This window comes from Hymenobacter monticola (assembly GCF_022811645.1).
In the GTDB taxonomy this organism is placed as follows: domain Bacteria; phylum Bacteroidota; class Bacteroidia; order Cytophagales; family Hymenobacteraceae; genus Hymenobacter; species Hymenobacter monticola.
The window spans coordinates 5,526,903-5,541,957 of record NZ_CP094534.1; the positions used below are offsets into that span (position 1 = coordinate 5,526,903).

The 15,055-nt window shown below is 63.5% G+C and carries 13 protein-coding genes; 10 read left to right on the forward strand and 3 right to left on the reverse strand.

The window, feature by feature from the left end; genetic code table 11:
* Positions 1 to 220: 220 nt before the first annotated feature.
* On the forward strand, positions 221 to 2,764 hold the full coding sequence (gene priA, locus MTP16_RS23095; RefSeq protein ID WP_243514557.1) for a replication restart helicase PriA: 2,544 nt from the start codon (positions 221 to 223) through the stop codon (positions 2,762 to 2,764).
* A 75-nt stretch (positions 2,765 to 2,839) separates the two neighbouring features.
* Here the strand turns inward: priA and MTP16_RS23100 are convergent, their stop codons facing one another.
* Complete coding sequence (locus MTP16_RS23100; RefSeq protein WP_243514560.1) at positions 2,840 to 3,466, reverse strand: hypothetical protein; 627 nt, start codon at positions 3,464 to 3,466, stop codon at positions 2,840 to 2,842.
* A gap of 209 nt (positions 3,467 to 3,675) precedes the next feature.
* Here MTP16_RS23100 and MTP16_RS23105 point away from each other — a divergent pair, with 209 nt between their 5' ends.
* The 3 genes from MTP16_RS23105 (at position 3,676) to MTP16_RS23115 (ending at position 6,249) form a co-directional block, all read left to right on the forward strand.
* The gene (locus MTP16_RS23105; RefSeq protein ID WP_243514563.1) at positions 3,676 to 4,476 is read left to right on the forward strand and encodes a class I SAM-dependent methyltransferase; all 801 of its coding nucleotides are present in this window, start codon (positions 3,676 to 3,678) and stop codon (positions 4,474 to 4,476) included.
* 100 nt (positions 4,477 to 4,576) lie between these two features.
* Positions 4,577 to 5,815, forward strand: coding sequence for an S-adenosylmethionine:tRNA ribosyltransferase-isomerase (locus MTP16_RS23110; protein WP_243514565.1), 1,239 nt, complete (start codon positions 4,577 to 4,579; stop codon positions 5,813 to 5,815).
* Between the two features lie 125 nt (positions 5,816 to 5,940).
* Entirely contained in the window at positions 5,941 to 6,249 is a 309-nt protein-coding gene (locus MTP16_RS23115) for a hypothetical protein (protein WP_243514568.1), read from the forward strand.
* A 91-nt stretch (positions 6,250 to 6,340) separates the two neighbouring features.
* On the opposite strand, the gene MTP16_RS23120 is transcribed toward MTP16_RS23115, so the two are convergent.
* Positions 6,341 to 6,577 carry a hypothetical protein gene (locus tag MTP16_RS23120; RefSeq protein ID WP_243514570.1) on the reverse strand — a complete coding sequence of 79 codons (237 nt, stop codon included), beginning with the start codon at positions 6,575 to 6,577 and terminating at the stop codon, positions 6,341 to 6,343.
* A 137-nt stretch (positions 6,578 to 6,714) separates the two neighbouring features.
* On the opposite strand from MTP16_RS23120, the gene MTP16_RS23125 reads away from it, so the two are divergent.
* From MTP16_RS23125 to MTP16_RS23145, 5 genes are all read left to right on the forward strand, one after another.
* A complete protein-coding gene (locus tag MTP16_RS23125) occupies positions 6,715 to 7,182 on the forward strand; it encodes a hypothetical protein (RefSeq protein ID WP_243514571.1) in 468 nt (155 codons plus the stop codon).
* Between the two features lie 178 nt (positions 7,183 to 7,360).
* Complete coding sequence (locus tag MTP16_RS23130) at positions 7,361 to 8,533, forward strand: ribonuclease D (protein WP_243514572.1); 1,173 nt, start codon at positions 7,361 to 7,363, stop codon at positions 8,531 to 8,533.
* A 127-nt stretch (positions 8,534 to 8,660) separates the two neighbouring features.
* Complete coding sequence (gene mltG / locus MTP16_RS23135; RefSeq protein ID WP_243514573.1) at positions 8,661 to 9,698, forward strand: endolytic transglycosylase MltG; 1,038 nt, start codon at positions 8,661 to 8,663, stop codon at positions 9,696 to 9,698.
* Between the two features lie 169 nt (positions 9,699 to 9,867).
* Positions 9,868 to 11,091: an OmpP1/FadL family transporter gene (locus MTP16_RS23140; RefSeq protein ID WP_243514574.1), complete on the forward strand. Its 1,224-nt coding sequence runs from the start codon at positions 9,868 to 9,870 to the stop codon at positions 11,089 to 11,091.
* Positions 11,092 to 11,229: 138 nt separating this feature from the next.
* Positions 11,230 to 12,642, forward strand: a complete 1,413-nt coding sequence (locus MTP16_RS23145) for a hypothetical protein (protein WP_243514575.1) — start codon at positions 11,230 to 11,232, stop codon at positions 12,640 to 12,642.
* Positions 12,643 to 12,672: 30 nt separating this feature from the next.
* Here the strand turns inward: MTP16_RS23145 and MTP16_RS23150 are convergent, their stop codons facing one another.
* On the reverse strand, positions 12,673 to 14,193 hold the full coding sequence (locus MTP16_RS23150; RefSeq protein WP_243514579.1) for a hypothetical protein: 1,521 nt from the start codon (positions 14,191 to 14,193) through the stop codon (positions 12,673 to 12,675).
* A gap of 69 nt (positions 14,194 to 14,262) precedes the next feature.
* Between MTP16_RS23150 and MTP16_RS23155 the strand changes: the two genes are divergently transcribed.
* On the forward strand, positions 14,263 to 14,937 hold the full coding sequence (locus MTP16_RS23155) for a response regulator transcription factor (protein ID WP_243514581.1): 675 nt from the start codon (positions 14,263 to 14,265) through the stop codon (positions 14,935 to 14,937).
* The last annotated feature ends 118 nt before the right edge of the window (positions 14,938 to 15,055 follow it).

A 15,055-nucleotide genomic window follows, 5' to 3' on the forward strand; every position in this document is an offset into this window, starting at 1 on the left:
AAATCCAGCCATAACTCAAATATTTAAAATCTTCTACTTTCAAGACCTAAGCTGGCTGTATTCTTTTGGCCGTGTGGGGCTAAGGTTGTAGGTAGCTCACTAGCGGCCAGCCTGCCCGGCGGCAAGCCAAAGCGGCGGGCAACTTATGCTCGGGCTTAAGGGTTGGGCTACGGAAAGGGGCGGCTTTATCTTTACTATTCGCCCCACTCCCGCTGCTGTTTTGAATCTCGCGCTTGATTTTATTTCCCCCGCCCCGGCCCCCTCGGCCGACCGGGTGACGCTGTTTGCCGACGTCATTTTGCCTCTGCCCCTGCCCCGGCTCTATACCTACCGGGTGCCGTATGAGCTGAACGACAACGTGGTGATTGGCGGGCGCGTCATCGTGCAGTTTGGGGCCAAAAAGACACTCAGCTGCATTGTGGCGGCCGTGCACGAACAGGCGCCCAAAGAATATCAGGCCAAGTACATTCTGGAATTCATCGACGACGCGCCCGTTGTCACGCAGCCACAGCTCAAGCTCTTTCGCTGGATGGCCGATTACTACCTCTGCACCATCGGTGAGGTGATAAACGCGGCTCTGCCCTCGGCTCTGAAGCTTAGCTCCGAGTCGCGCATTCAGCTGCACCCCGGCTTTTCGGCGGAGGAAAACGAGTACCCGCTCTCGGCGCAGGAGCAGCAGATAGTGGACGCGCTGGGTACCGTGGAAGAAGGCAAGGCGCTGACGTTCACCGAAGTGGGCGAGCTGCTGGGCATCACCTCCTTCCACAAGGTTATCAAGTCCTTGATGCACAAGGACGTCATCTTCCTTTTCGAGCACACGGCCGACAAGTACGCGCCCAAGGTGGTGAAGAAGGTGCGGCTGGCGCACCATTTCGTATCGGAAGCTTCCTTGGAGCAGCTGTTTATGCAGCTCAGCACCAAGCCCAAGCAGCTCGATGTGCTGATGAAGTACCTGCAGCTGGTGCCGGTGTACCAGAACGAGCACGCCAACCAAACCGGCCTGGAAAAGCCCTACCTCACCAGCAGCCCGCACCTCTCGGCCTCGGCCGTGAACACGCTCATTAAGAACGGCGTGCTGGAGCAGTTCGACCAGATTGTGTCGCGCTTCCCGATGGAGAATGAGGGCACCATCCAGATGCCGTTCACGCTGAGCGAATCGCAGACGGCGGCGCGTGACGAAATCATGGCCCACTTCGGGCAGAAGGACATCGTGCTGCTGCACGGCGTGACGGGCGCGGGCAAGACCGAAATCTACATCGACCTGATTCGCAACGCTATGGACAGCGGTGGGCAGGTGCTGTACCTGCTGCCCGAAATCGCCCTCACGGCCCAGATTGTGACGCGCCTCATGCGCGTGTTCGGCACCCGGCTGGGCGTGTACCACTCCAAATTCTCCGACAACGAGCGGGTGGAAGTATGGAATGGTGTGCTCTCGGGCCGCTTCCAGGTGGTAATTGGGGTGCGCTCGGCGGTGTTTCTGCCGTTCGACAACCTCTCGCTCATTATTGTGGACGAGGAGCACGAGTCGAGCTACAAGCAGTACGACCCCGCCCCGCGCTACAACGCCCGCGAGGTGGCCCTGATGATGGCCAACTTCCAGGGCGCCAAAACCCTGCTGGGCTCGGCCACGCCGGCTGTCGAAACCTATTATCAGGCCAAGCAGGGCCGCTACGGCTTAGTAACGCTCAGCAAGCGTTTCGGCGAGGCCGGTATGCCGGATATTGAGCTGGTGGACACGCGCAAGGCCCGCGAGCACAAAACCATGCACAATCATTTCACCGCCGATTTGCTGGGCGAAATCGAGCGCAAGCTGGGGGCCAAGGAGCAAGTCATTCTGTTTCAGAACCGGCGCGGCTACGCGCCCGTGGTGGCTTGCCAGGACTGCGGCTGGATTCCGAAATGCACCAACTGCGCCGTGAGCCTGAGCTACCACAAGCATAGCCACGAGCTGCGCTGCCACTACTGCGGCTACCACGATTCGATGGTGACCAAGTGCCCGGCCTGCGGCTCGCGAGCAGTGAAAACCCAGGGCTTCGGCACCGAGAAGATTGAGGACGACCTCAAAATCATGCTGCCCCAGGCCAACGTGCAGCGCATGGACCTGGACACCACCCGCGCCAAAAACAGCTACCAGCAAATCATTGCCGACTTCGAAAAGCAGGCCACCAACGTGCTGGTGGGCACCCAGATGGTGACCAAAGGCCTCGACTTTGCCAACGTGAGCCTCGTGGGCATCATCAACGCCGACAGCATCATCCACTACCCCGACTTCCGGGCGCACGAGCGGGCCTACCAGATGTTTGTGCAGGTGAGCGGCCGGGCCGGGCGCAAGGGCAAGAAAGGCAAGGTCATCATCCAGACGTCGGACCCCACGCAGGTGATTTTCGACAAGGTGATTCGCAACGATTACGTGGAGTTCTACAACTACGAAATCGTGCAGCGCCACGAGCACGGCTACCCGCCCTTCATGCGCGTCATCAAAATGACGGTGAAGCACATCGACCAGGACGTGGGCCAAGCCGCGGCCATTTTGCTGACGCAGGAACTGGTGGAACGGCTGGGCCAAGCGGCCGTGCTGGGGCCCGAGGCGCCCTATATCTTCCGCATCCGCAACTTCTTTTTACAGGAAATCACCATCAAGCTCGACCGCGCCCACACCGTGCTTAAGCACGCCAAGCAGCAGATTCTGGAGGCCATGGACGTGGTGCGCGACCAGAAAGAGTTCAAGCAGGCCCGCCTCGTGGCCGACGTGGACCCGATGTAATGCGCTTGGTTGCGCAATAAAAAAGCCCCACTCAGTTAATGAGCGGGGCTTTTTTGGTGGAGAGGGTGGGCTGGTTTATGCCTGGTCGAGCACCCAGAGGAGCAGGAAGAGCACGCCCACGATGAAGATGATGAGGCCCAGCACGCGGAACAACCCGGGCAACAGCGCAATCAGCGCGCCGATAACCATGAGGATGATGCCCAGGCGCAGGTTGCCGCTAACACCACCCTTAGCAGTGTCAGCCGTGTTCAGGTGCTGGCGGGCAGCAACTTTTTGCACCATTTTATCAACCTTTTTCGTCACCTTGTTCAGCGCCAAGCGCTGGATGCCGTTCAGCTTGCGGGCGGGCGCGGCATCGGTACTGGCCGTGGTGGAGGCGTTGATTTCCGCGGGCGTAGTGCTCGGCTGAGCCGCGGGCGCTGGCACAGTAGAGGTAGCATTGGCCGGCGCTGGCGCCGGTTGGGCAGCCACTACAGTAGCCTCCGAGATGGCAGCGGACGTCACGGGAGCCGCTACCGGTTCAGCCACGGGGGCAGCCACAGCCTCAGCTTTGGCGGGCACGGGCGTGGCGGCGCGCGTCACGCCGTGGTAGGAAGCGCCTTTGGGCAGCATGGCGTATTCGGCGCGGTTGCAGCTACCAAAGGTGAGGGCGCACAGGGCTACGGCCGCAGCTTTGGCGAAAGAGGGAAACAGGTTTTTCATAACCAAAAAAAGAGAATGGGTAAGCGGAATGCCCATACTACGGCGAAAGACGAAATCAGGTGACTCCCCGCACTCATTTTCCCGGTTTAATTAATTCTCATCTTTCTTTTCAACCGTGCGGCTAGATGGCGCTTCCGGGCTTGATAATTGCTGAACGTACCTCCGGGAAATGCTGTTGACTGCCTTGGATGTGCTTACTTGCGAACCGTATGAAGTATTGTTTTTCATCTTGGCAACGGGCTTTTAGTGCGGTGGGCACCAGCGGCAGCGCGGGCCTGCTGCTGTGGGGCTGCACGCAGCTGCCCGCCGAAACGCGGCCGTCGGCTTATGCCGCGCAGCGCCTGCAGGCCACCGTGCAAACTGATACCAGCGGCTACGAAACCGCCCCGCCCCGCGACCCCAACGGCATCGGCACCTATTACATGGGCCGCCAGATTGCCCACGTCATGGGCCACGAAGGCGCCAGCTGGCTGGAGCGCACCGGCCGCCGCCAAGAAGAAGGCACCGATTTGCTGGTGAAAGAGCTCAAGCTCAAACCCACCGACGTAGTGGCCGACATTGGCGCGGGCACGGGCTTCTTTTCCTTCCAGCTGGCCAAAAAAGTACCCAAAGGCGAAGTGCTGGCCGTTGACATTCAGCCCGAAATGATAACGTCGCTGCAAGCCAACAAGCGCACGCTGAAAGTCACCAATGTGCGCCCGGTGCTGGGCACCACCACCAACCCCGCCCTGCCCGCCGACAGCGTGGACCTGGTGCTCATCGTGGATGCTTACCACGAATTTGACCACCCGCGCGAAATGGGCCGCGCCATCCGGCGGGCGCTGAAGCCCGGAACCGGCCGCCTGGCGCTGGTGGAGTACCGGGCCGAGGACGCCAACGTGCCCATCAAGCGCATTCACAAGATGAGCGTGGAGCAGGCCCGCAAGGAAATGGCCGCCGTGGGCCTCGAATTCATCGAAACCGTGGAAACCCTGCCGCAGCAGCACCTGCTGCTATTTAGGAGAAAGTAGAACTTGTACCCCGAAGCTCCGCTTCGGCCCGCGCCTGCATCGTTCTGGCGGGCCGAAGCACAGCTTCGGGGTACAAGTTCTGTCCCGACCTTTGCGGGCTATGACGACCCCTGACCCGCGCCAGCTTTCCATCCACGACTTTACCTACCCGCTGCCGCCCGAGCGCATTGCGCCCGAGCCCCTCCCCGACCGCGCCGCCAGCCGCCTATTGTTAAGCCGTCACGGCCAGATTTCCGATAAGCATTTCCGCGACTTGCCCGGCGAGTTGCCGCCCGGCGCGCTGCTTGTTTTCAACGATACGCGGGTGGTGCGGGCGCGGCTGCTGGCCCGACGCCCCACCGGCGGACAAGTGGAGCTGTTTTGCCTGGAGCCGGTGGCGCCACACCGCAGCCTGGAGTTGGCCCTGCAGCAAACCGGCCACGCCACCTGGCGCTGCCTGGTGGGCAACGGCCGCCGCTGGAAAGAAGGCCCCGTGACGCTGGAATTCACCACCTCCGACGGGCAGACGGCCACCCTCACCGCCGTGCGCCAAACCCAGGAAGCCGGCACCGCCCTCATCGATTTCCGCTGGGAACCGGCCGGGCTGCCCTTTGCCGAGGTGTTGCGGGCTGCCGGCCACCTGCCCCTGCCGCCCTACATCGACCGGCCCGACACGGCCACCGACGCTGTGCGCTACCAAACCGTGTACGCGGCCACCGAGGGGGCCGTGGCTGCCCCCACCGCCGGCCTCCACTTCACCCCGGAAATATTGGCCGAGCTGCTGGAAAAAGGCTTCGAAATCGGCCACGTCACGCTGCACGTGGGCGCAGGCACCTTCCAGCCCGTGAAGGCCGAACGCATGGCCGAGCACCCCATGCACACCGAACCCATTCTGGTAACAGCCGCACTGCTGCGGCAGCTGCTGGCGCACCGCCCGCGCCCCGTCATTGCCGTGGGCACTACCAGCCTGCGCACGCTGGAAACCTTGTATTGGTTGGGGGTAGGGCTGCTGCAAAACCCGGCCGGCCAGGGCGAGTTGCTGGTTACGCAATGGCAACCTTACGAATGGGCCGAAACGGCCGCGGGCATCGGCGCCGAAGTGGCCTTGACGGCCCTGCTGCAACACCTGGAGCAACAGGGCACCGACACGCTGGAAGCCCGCACGCAGTTGCTCATCGCACCGGGCTATCGCTTCCGACTGATTGACGGGCTGATTACCAACTTTCATCAGCCCGAAAGCACCTTGCTGCTGCTGGTAGCCGCTTTGCTGGGCCCCGAATGGCGCCGGGTGTATGAGCACGCCTTGGCCAACGGCTACCGTTTTTTAAGCTATGGCGACAGCTCGCTGCTGCTGCCGTAGCGCCTGAAAGCCAAACTCAAACCACGGCTGTTGCGGGAGTAACTAATTGCGGCACGGCTCTTGTCAGAACCTTTGAAAACCGGGGCCGTACAACGCCCCACTTACCCTTAATTCAACTTCCGACCATGAAAAAAGTAACCTTGCTGCTCGCCCTCTGCGCCTTCGCAACCGCCAGCTTCGCCCAAACCACGCCGACCACCGAAGTAAAAACGCGTGACAATGGCACCACCAAAGTGGTAACCAAAACCGGCAAAACCAACGCCGGCCAAGCCCTCGACAATACCAAGGATGCCGCCGGCAACGTAGCCAAAAAAACCGGCAGCGCCATCAAGCGCGGCGCTAAGAAAACCGGCCACGCCGTGAAACGCGGTGCCAACAAAGTAAGCGGCAAAGCCGCCGAAGGCTCGGCCAAAATGGAAGCCAAAACCGAATAGTTTCGGCTAGCCCAAGCTCAAACTTTGGCATTTTCTAAAAGCCCCGGCCTGCACAGGCCGGGGCTTTTTCTGTTTTAGCAAGTAGGCCGCGTTAGGCCTGCTCTGGCTTCTCGCGCACCTCGTGGAGCACCCGCTCCACCACGCCCTGTCCAAACAGGCTGACGCCGGCATTGAAAACGGCGAGCGCAGCCGTGCCGGCCAGCACCCAGGTTTTGGTGGGCGCGCCTTTGTCTTTGAGGTGGCCGGCCCAGTGCACCAGGCAGGCACCAGCGCCAATGGTGACCAGGCCCAGCGGGGAAAACAAGAGCCATTTCGATTTGTGTGTCATGGGAAAGGAGGTGGTGAAAGGAGGGTTTGGTGATTAAGTGCCGCAGGTGGGAAGCAACTAGCGGGGCGTCTGCGCGTAACTTTCGGCTTTTAGCTTACGCACCGAAGGGGGCTGTGTTACGGCCCCTGCCCTTTCTTATGTCGCCCTACGAACAGCTGCTGCACCTCGCCTTCACCGCGCCCAACGATGTGCGCTACTACCTCACGCCCACGGCCCGGCAGGCTTACGACCAGCTGCGCACCGCTCCGCCGGCCCAGCTGCCTTTCCGCTTCGAGCAAGTGCGCCTGGGCCTGGCCATGAGCCTGCTCAAGCTGGTGAGCGAGCTGGGCGACCACGACGCCAGCCGCCAAGTGCTCGACGTGCTGCACCGCGCCCTGAACGAAGCCCGCTCGCCCGAGGACATCGACCGCATTGTAGGCCGCGAGGCAAAGCTCTTCGACCGCCTCTACGAGAACCTGTACGTGAACGAGGAAGGCGAGGAGCTGCTCAACCTCTTCGGGCGCACGCTCGATGCCGACGCGCCCGAGTTGCTGGAAGAAGTGGCGCAGGAAGGCGTGGACCTGGCCCGTACGCTCGATTTCGAGCGCGACGAGGACGAAGAATAAGGTTACTACAAAGCAAAGTAGGGCCCGATGCCGGGTGCGGGCTCGCCGGGGCGCAAACCAATTGGCCCCCGCCAGCTGTTGGCAGTGCGGCCGTTCGTGTAGTTTGCCTGCCGCAGATGCCTACCTTTACCGCGCCAGCCGGCCCGGTGCCGGCCCGCCGACCTGCTTCCCGTTTTCAATGCCCACCATTCATTACCTGACCACTGCCGACGCCGTTGCCACTGCGGCCGCGCATTTTGCCACCCTGCCACGCATCGGCATCGACCTGGAGTTTGACGACATGCGCCACCGCTACGGGCGGCACCTGGCGCTCATTCAGGTGTTTGACGGGCGCGAGGTGTACCTCATCGACCCGCTGCCGCTTACCGACATGGCCGCCGGGCTGGAGCCGCTCTTTGCCGTGCTGCGCAGCCCGGCCGTGGCCAAGGTGTTCCACTCCTGCAAGTCCGACATTTTGCTGCTCGACGAGTTGTTCGGCGTGCACTGCCGCAACATCGTGGACACCAGCGTGCAGTTCACCCTGCTCGCGGCCGAGGACAACAACATTTCGCTGGGCCGCCTCATTCAGGCCGAGCTGGGCTTTGAGGTAGACAAGGGCGAGCAGAAGTCGAACTGGCTGAAGCGCCCGCTCACCGAGGCCCAGAAGGAGTACGCCGCCAACGACGTGCTGTACCTGTTTGAACTCACCGACCGCCTAAGCGCGCGCTTGGAGGAGCTGGGCCGCGCCGACTGGGCCGCCCAGGAAAACCTGGCCCTCGAGGCCGTGCGCTACGGCCGCGACGACCCGCGCCCGTGGTCACGCAATGCGGCCAAATACAAAATATCGCCGCAGGAAATGCCCATTTTCCGGGAGCTGTACTTGCTGCGCGACGCCGTGGCCCGGCAGCTCGACCGCCCGCCCTACCACGTGCTCAGCAACGACAAGCTGGCCGAGCTCACGCGCAACCCCATCGAAACTTCCCTGCAGCTGCGCACCGCCAACGGCCTGCACCCCGAGCTGAAACGCGCGCCCTACGCCGAGCAGTTGCTGGCCATCGGCACCACCGACCTGGCCCCCGATGCCCCGCTGCCGGCCGACCAGCGCAAGTTTCCGTTCCGGCGGCGCCTGAGCGGCCCCGCCGCCACCCGCGCCGAAGCCCGCGAAACCCTGCTCAACGCCCTGAAAGGCCACCTCGCCGCCGACCACGGCAGCACCATGGCCAACATGGTGCTCAGCAACCGCCTTATTGCCGACATCATTGAGCTAGGCGCCGACACCGCCTTGCGGCCCTGGCAGCAGCAGCTGCTGCGCGAGTCGGCCGAGCGCCACGGCGAAAGCTATGAGCAGATTGCCGCACCGTTTCAGTCTTAATAGCAGCCAGCTTTGTTAATTTTGAGAACGTCATGCTGCGCGCAGCATGACGTTCTTTTTTCATTGAAATAGCCACTCCCCCTTTGCGTAAGGTCTTCCTCCCTTCTTTTCCCCCATCCCTTTCCTAATGCGGCGCGGCTGGCTCATTGGCGGCGCGTTGCTCCTCGCTCTGCTGTTGGCGGGCGCCTACGCGACGTGGCGGGTGCTGTACCGGCCCAATGTGCGGGCCTTTGTCGAAGGACCGGCCTACCTCTACATCCACACCGGTACCGGCTACGCCGCGGTGCTGGACTCGCTGCAAAAGCACGACCTGCTGCTGGAGCCCGGCACCTTTGAATGGGTGGCCGAAACCCGTGACTACCCGGCGCACGTGCAGCCCGGCCGCTACCGCCTCGACCCCGGCCTGGGCAACGCGGACCTGCTGCGCCGGCTGCTGGCGGGCCAGCAAGACACGGTGAAGTTTGAGTTGAACTCGTTTCATTACCTCGACCACCTGCCGCGGCAGGTAACGCGCCAGCTCGAAGCCGATTCCTTCAAGCTGGAGCTGCTGCTCGGCGACAACGCCGGCCTCCAGCGACGCTACGGCCTCGACACCTGCACCATTCGCACGATGTTCATCCCGGGCACCTACCGGCACTTGTGGAACACCAGCGCCCAAGGCTTCCTCGATTCGACAGCCGCCCGCTACCGCCGCTTCTGGACGGCGCAGCGCCGGGCCCGGGCCGACTCCTTGAAACTGAGCCGCACCCAGGTGAGCGTGCTGGCCAGCATTGTGCAGCGCGAAACCGCCCAGCCCACCGACAAGCCCCTCATTGCCGCCGTATACCTCAACCGCCTGCGCAACGGTCAGCCCCTGCAGGCCGACCCCACCCTGCTGTGGCCCCTGCACGGCCTGGGCACCCGCAAGCGCGTGCTGAACGTGGACAAAAAAGTAGATTCGCCCTACAACACCTACCGCCATAAGGGCCTGCCGCCCGGCCCCATCACCACGCCCCGCCCGTCGAGCCTGGACGCGGTGCTGAAACCGGCCCACAACAAAAACCTGTTTTTCTGCGCCCGGCCCGACGGCAGCGGCTTCTCCAATTTTGCCGAAACCTATGCCCAGCACTTGCGCAACGCCCGCCGCTACCAGCGCCGGCTCGATAGCCTGGGCGTGAAGCGTTGAAGAGGAACCGTAATTATTTCATAACCGGCAAATAAGGCCTGTGGGCCTACGCTCAGGCGCTTTGGGAATTTTATGGGCACCGAAACGGTGGGCTGCTAGCGCCGGGCTGCGTACTTTTGTGGTCCCAATTTTCCGTCAAACCGTCCGTATGCGTGCACGTCTTCTTTTTTTGCTTCCTCTCTTCTCGGGCCTGACGGCAATGGCCAGTGGCTTCGACTCCGGCCCCCAGGGCGCCCGGGTGCTGGGCCTGGGCGGCGCCAGCACGGCCTACATCGGCAGCATTGCCGGCCTGAGCGTGAACCCCGGCCTGCTGGGGCAGTGGGGCGACTCGCTCACCCGCCTCAGCTTTGGTGGCTTTGGTCAAATTCGGCGCTCCTCTTTTGTGGGCCAGGATACCTACCGGCGTACCGACCAAGACCTAACCCTGCTGCCCGGCGGCTATTTCTACGCCACCCGGGCCGTGAGCAAGCGCGTGAGCCTGGGCCTGGCCCTTACCTCGCCCTACGGCTACCACACCAAGTGGCCCGACACTTGGGAAGGCCGCTCCGTGATTCAGGAAAGCCGGCTCAACACTTACTTCGCCCAGCCCACCGTGGGCTTTAAGCTAAACGACAACTTCAGCGCCGGTGTGGGCTTTGTGTACGCCTACGGCAAGTACAGCCAGCGCCGCGCCCTCGGCCAGTACGACGACGCCAATGCCAGCTACAGCCTGAGCAGCAGCGGCTCGGGCTACGGCGTGAACGTGGGCCTCTACGGCCGCTCCGGCGACAACCTGGCCTTCGGCATCAGCTACCGCAGCGGCGTGCGGCTGAAAATGAACAACGGCACCCTCAACACCAGCGGGGTGCCCGCTCGCGACGCGGCGCTGTACCCCGCCTCGGCCGACTTCAAAACCCAGATTAACCTGCCCAGTACGCTGTCGGTGGGCCTGGCCGACCGCATCACCAAGAACCTGCTGCTCACCTTCGACTTCACCCTCAGCGGCTGGAGCAGCCTCGATTCGCTGAAGCTCGACGTGGCCGCCAGCGGCGGGGCCCCGGCCCGGCGCCTCAACACGGCCCGCCGCTACGAAGACGCCCTGGCCTTCCGCGTGGGCGCCGAGTACCAGGCCAGCCCCAAGCTCACGCTGCTCGGCGGCCTGAACTACGACGAGTCGCCAATTCGTGATGAGTACATCAACCCTGAATTCATCGACGCCAACCGCCTCGGGGCCTCGGCCGGGCTGAGCTACCAGCTCACGCCGCGCTTCGCGCTGGAAGCCGCCTACGCCTTCAGCTACGGCCAGCAGCGCCTGGCCCGCGCCAACCCCCTGAATTTCACAGTATCGAATGTGGGCGGCGCCTACCGCACGGCCACCAACACGGCTTCCATCGGCCTAGCGGTGGCCTTCTAGGTAGCAAGTAACAGGTAGTAAGTAATAAGTAGCACGTAGTAAGACAACTGACCGTTTTTCTGCAGTCTCCAATCTTGCTACTTACTACTTGATTCTTATTACTGCTTTCAACTTCTCTTGCCGATTTCGTTTTTTGCGATGAAGAATTTTTGCCTGAATTCGTGGAGCCGTGCGGGCTTGGCCGCCGCTACTGCTCTGGTGCTGAATGCCTGTGCTCCGGGCCAGGACGCGCCTTCGCCCACGGTGGCTTCCCTCAACGTGAGCCGCTACCTGGCCGTGGGCGACAGCTACACCGCCGGGCTGAGCGCCGGCGGCCTCACGCTGGCCAGCCAGCAATACTCCTACCCCAACCTGCTGGCCCAGCAGCTCCGGGGCGCCCAACCCAATGCCACCTTCAGCCAGCCGCTGCTGGCGGCCGGGGCCGGCACGGGCTACTTCGATTTGGCGGGCTACACGGCGCAGGGCTTCCCGCGCACGCGCCGCGTGCCGGGGCCAGCCGTGCGGCGCCTCGTCATCAATCCGGCGGCCTGTGGCGGCGCCGACACCGTGCGCCTGCTCACCCGCACCGATGCCCCCGGCACCCTGCCCCAGAACCTGGGCGTGGCCGGCCTGCGCCTGACCCAGGCGCAGGTTACCAACCTGGGCAACGAATCCAATGCTACGCCTACGGGCGCTTTCAACCCCTACTTCGAGCGCATTCTGCCAGCCGCTAATCCCCGCAGCTATTTGCAGGTGGTGACGGAGGCTGCCGCTTCGGCCACGTTCTTCACGTATTTCCTGGGCCTCGACGACCTGATGCCCTACGTGCGCAGCGGTGGCCAGTGCGGCACGGCGCCCGGCACGTCGCTCTCCAATCAATTGCGTACCAACGCCCAAGCGGTGCTGGGCGTGCTCACGGCCGGCGGCCGACCGGGCATCATCGCCAGCCTGCCCGAGCTGAATACGCTGCCGCTGTTGCGCCTCGGCCGCGGCTTCACCCTGCAAAAACGCTTGCAGGACAGCTACGGCGACAACGCCCTGCTGTACATCGAAGACCCCTTCGGCAGCGGCGTGGGCCAAGCCATTACCAACGACGACTACGTGCTGGCCACCACGCTGCCGCGCATTGGCCAGTTCACGTCCGTGGTGGTAGGCGGCACTACCCTGATGCTGCCCTACGGCCGCGATGTGCGCAACCCACTGCGCGACGCCGACGTGATGGACTACGACGAAATGAACCGCGTGACCGGGGCGGTGAGCAGCTACAACAATGAATTGAACCGCTTGGCCCGCGACGTGTACAAAATGCCGGCCCTGAACACCAGCGCCTTGCCCTACCTGCTGGATACAAGCGGCGTGATGCCCGGCTACGCCAGCGAAGCGCTTTCGGTGAGTGGCGTGCAATACTCGGCCGAGCCGGTGCGCGGAAACTTCTTCTCGCTGGACTACTACACCCTCACGCCCCGGGGCAATGCCTTGCTGGCCAATGCCTTCATCGCAGCCCTCAACCAAGCCTATAAAACCAAAATTCCGGCCATCGACGCCAACGCACTGCCTTCCGTGGCCCAGTAGTTCGGGTCGCATCCAGAAACCGGGAGCCTCCTAGCGCAGCCGGTAGAGCCGTAAGGGCAGCGAGTCGGCTGCCGCGGTTCTACCGGCTGCCAGCGTTTCGGCGTAGCCATGGCCGGTATATTCGGAGTGCTCCAGGAACAGCAGCGGCTGTTGCAGCTGCGGCGCAGGCCAGGCCGCCACGGGTGCTTGCCGGCGCAGGGAGTCGAAGCGGGCCACACCGGCCACGCGCCAGTAGCCGTCGAGCAGCACGTAGTCGTAGCCCTTCCGGCGCAGCCCGGGTAGCACCTGCTCGTCATTGATGACGGTTAAGTGCTCGTTCTCATTTAAATACGGGGCCAGACCCAGCCCTACGGTACTGGCCACCTGGTGGGCGCTGTGCTGCCGCAGCCACGCCGCCACCTGCGCATAGGGCGTAGGCAACGGCTTGTAGAGGGTTTGCTGAATGCGATACAGGTTCAGCCCCACCGCCGCCGCCAACAGGCCCAGCAGCACCGCCCCTGGCAGCACCCGCCGCCCCGCCAGCACGGCTAGGGCCGATAACGGCAAGTAGGCAAACAACAGCCCGCGCGGGGCTTTCAGCAGCAGCGACATGCCCGCCAGCAGGCACACGGCCCAAAAAAACAGGTAGGGCAGCAGCGGCCACGGGCCGTTGGCGGGGCGCCATTTGTCGCGCCACAGCCGCCACACCAGCCACCCCGCCAGCCCCAGGCCCAGCAGCAGTAGCGGCGACTCAAACTCGGCTAGGTAGCGTAGGTAATAACCAAAATCGGGTTTGAGGGTGGCCTGGCGCCCGGCGGCATTGGCCGAGGCGGGCACCACGGTGCGCGCGTAAAATGCTAGCCATCGATACCACGGCAGCCCAGCGGCCACCCCAATGGCACCAAACAACACGTAGGGAGCGGCCAGCACCGCCAGCACGCGCCCCCACACATGGCGCTGCCTCCACAAGCCATCGGCCCGCAGCACTTCCAGCACCAGCAAAATGGGCAGCGCAAACAGAAACTTGTAGCTAAAGCTCAGCCCCAGCGCCAGCCAGATGGCCACGCGCACCAGAGCCGCCGCACTGGGCCGCGCCAGCCGGGCGTAGTGGCTTTGCAGCAGCCCCGCGCACAGCAGCAGGCTGATGGAGTTAGGGGTGAAATCGCGCCCGGCAAAAGTGAGCAGCAGGCTGCTGCCGCCCAGCAGCGTCAGGCCAGCCGCTTCGGGGCCAGTCAGGCGGGCCGTGCGGCTGACCCAGGCCGCAAAGAAGCCCAGGCCGGCCACGCCCAGCAGCGCGTTGATGGTTTGGAACACCAAAAAGCTGCGCATGAAAAGCGCCACCAGTGCATAGGAGAGCAAAAATGCCGGGCAGCCGGGTACAAACAGCCGCGTGAAATCGCCGTGCGCCAGGGACTGCACCGCTTGCCAGTTGCGCACCGAGTCGTAGTCGGGCGCGCCGGCTTCGGGCAGGCGCCAGAGGCGGAGCACGGCCACTGCGAGCAAGGCCGCCAGCAGCCACAGGCGGCGGCTTGGCGGGCTGTGTTCGTTATTTGTGGCGGCGGTGGGAGACATAACCGGGGGAAGCGCGGGCGCGAAGGTCGGCACCTCCCGGCGAACATCCCTCCCCTGCCCCGCCTCCCCATGAACATTCTGCTGGTAGAAGACGACCCTCGCCTTGCGGCCCTCATCCGCCGGGGTCTGGAAGAAGAGCAACTGACCGTGCAGGTAGCGTCCGACGGCCAAACGGGCCAGGAGCTGGCCCTCACGCAGCCCTTCGACCTCATCATTCTCGACGTGCTCCTGCCCCAGCGCAGCGGCCTGGAGGTGTTGGCCGCCATTCGCCAGCAAAACCCGGAGGTACCCGTGCTCATGCTCACGGCCCTCAGCACCACCACCGACAAGCTCAACGGCTTCGGCGGCGGGGCCGACGACTACCTCGTGAAGCCCTTCGACTTTGCTGAGCTGGTGGCCCGGGTGCGAGCCCTCATGCGCCGCGGCAACCCTAACCCAAAGGGCTCGCGCCTCACCTTTGCCGACGTGGTGCTCGACATCCCGAGCCGCACCGTGACGCGGGCCGGGCAGGTGCTGCGCCTCACCACCCGCGAATTCAACCTACTGGAACTGCTGATGCGCCACCCCGGCCGCGTGCTCAGCCGCAGCCAGATTGCCGAGCACGGCTGGGACGAAGCCTTCGATGCTGGCAGCAATGTCATCGACGTGTACGTGAGCTACTTGCGCAAAAAAGTAGACCACGGCTTCGCCACCAAGCTCATTCATACGGTGACGGGCACGGGCTACGTGCTGCGGCAGGAGTAATGGGTTATTGTGAAGTTTTTCTCAACGTTTGTTATCCTGAGCACAGCGAAGGACCTTCTCACCACTGAACAGTTTGCAGTGAACTAAGCGGCGCAACCGTGAGAAGGTTCTTCGCTGT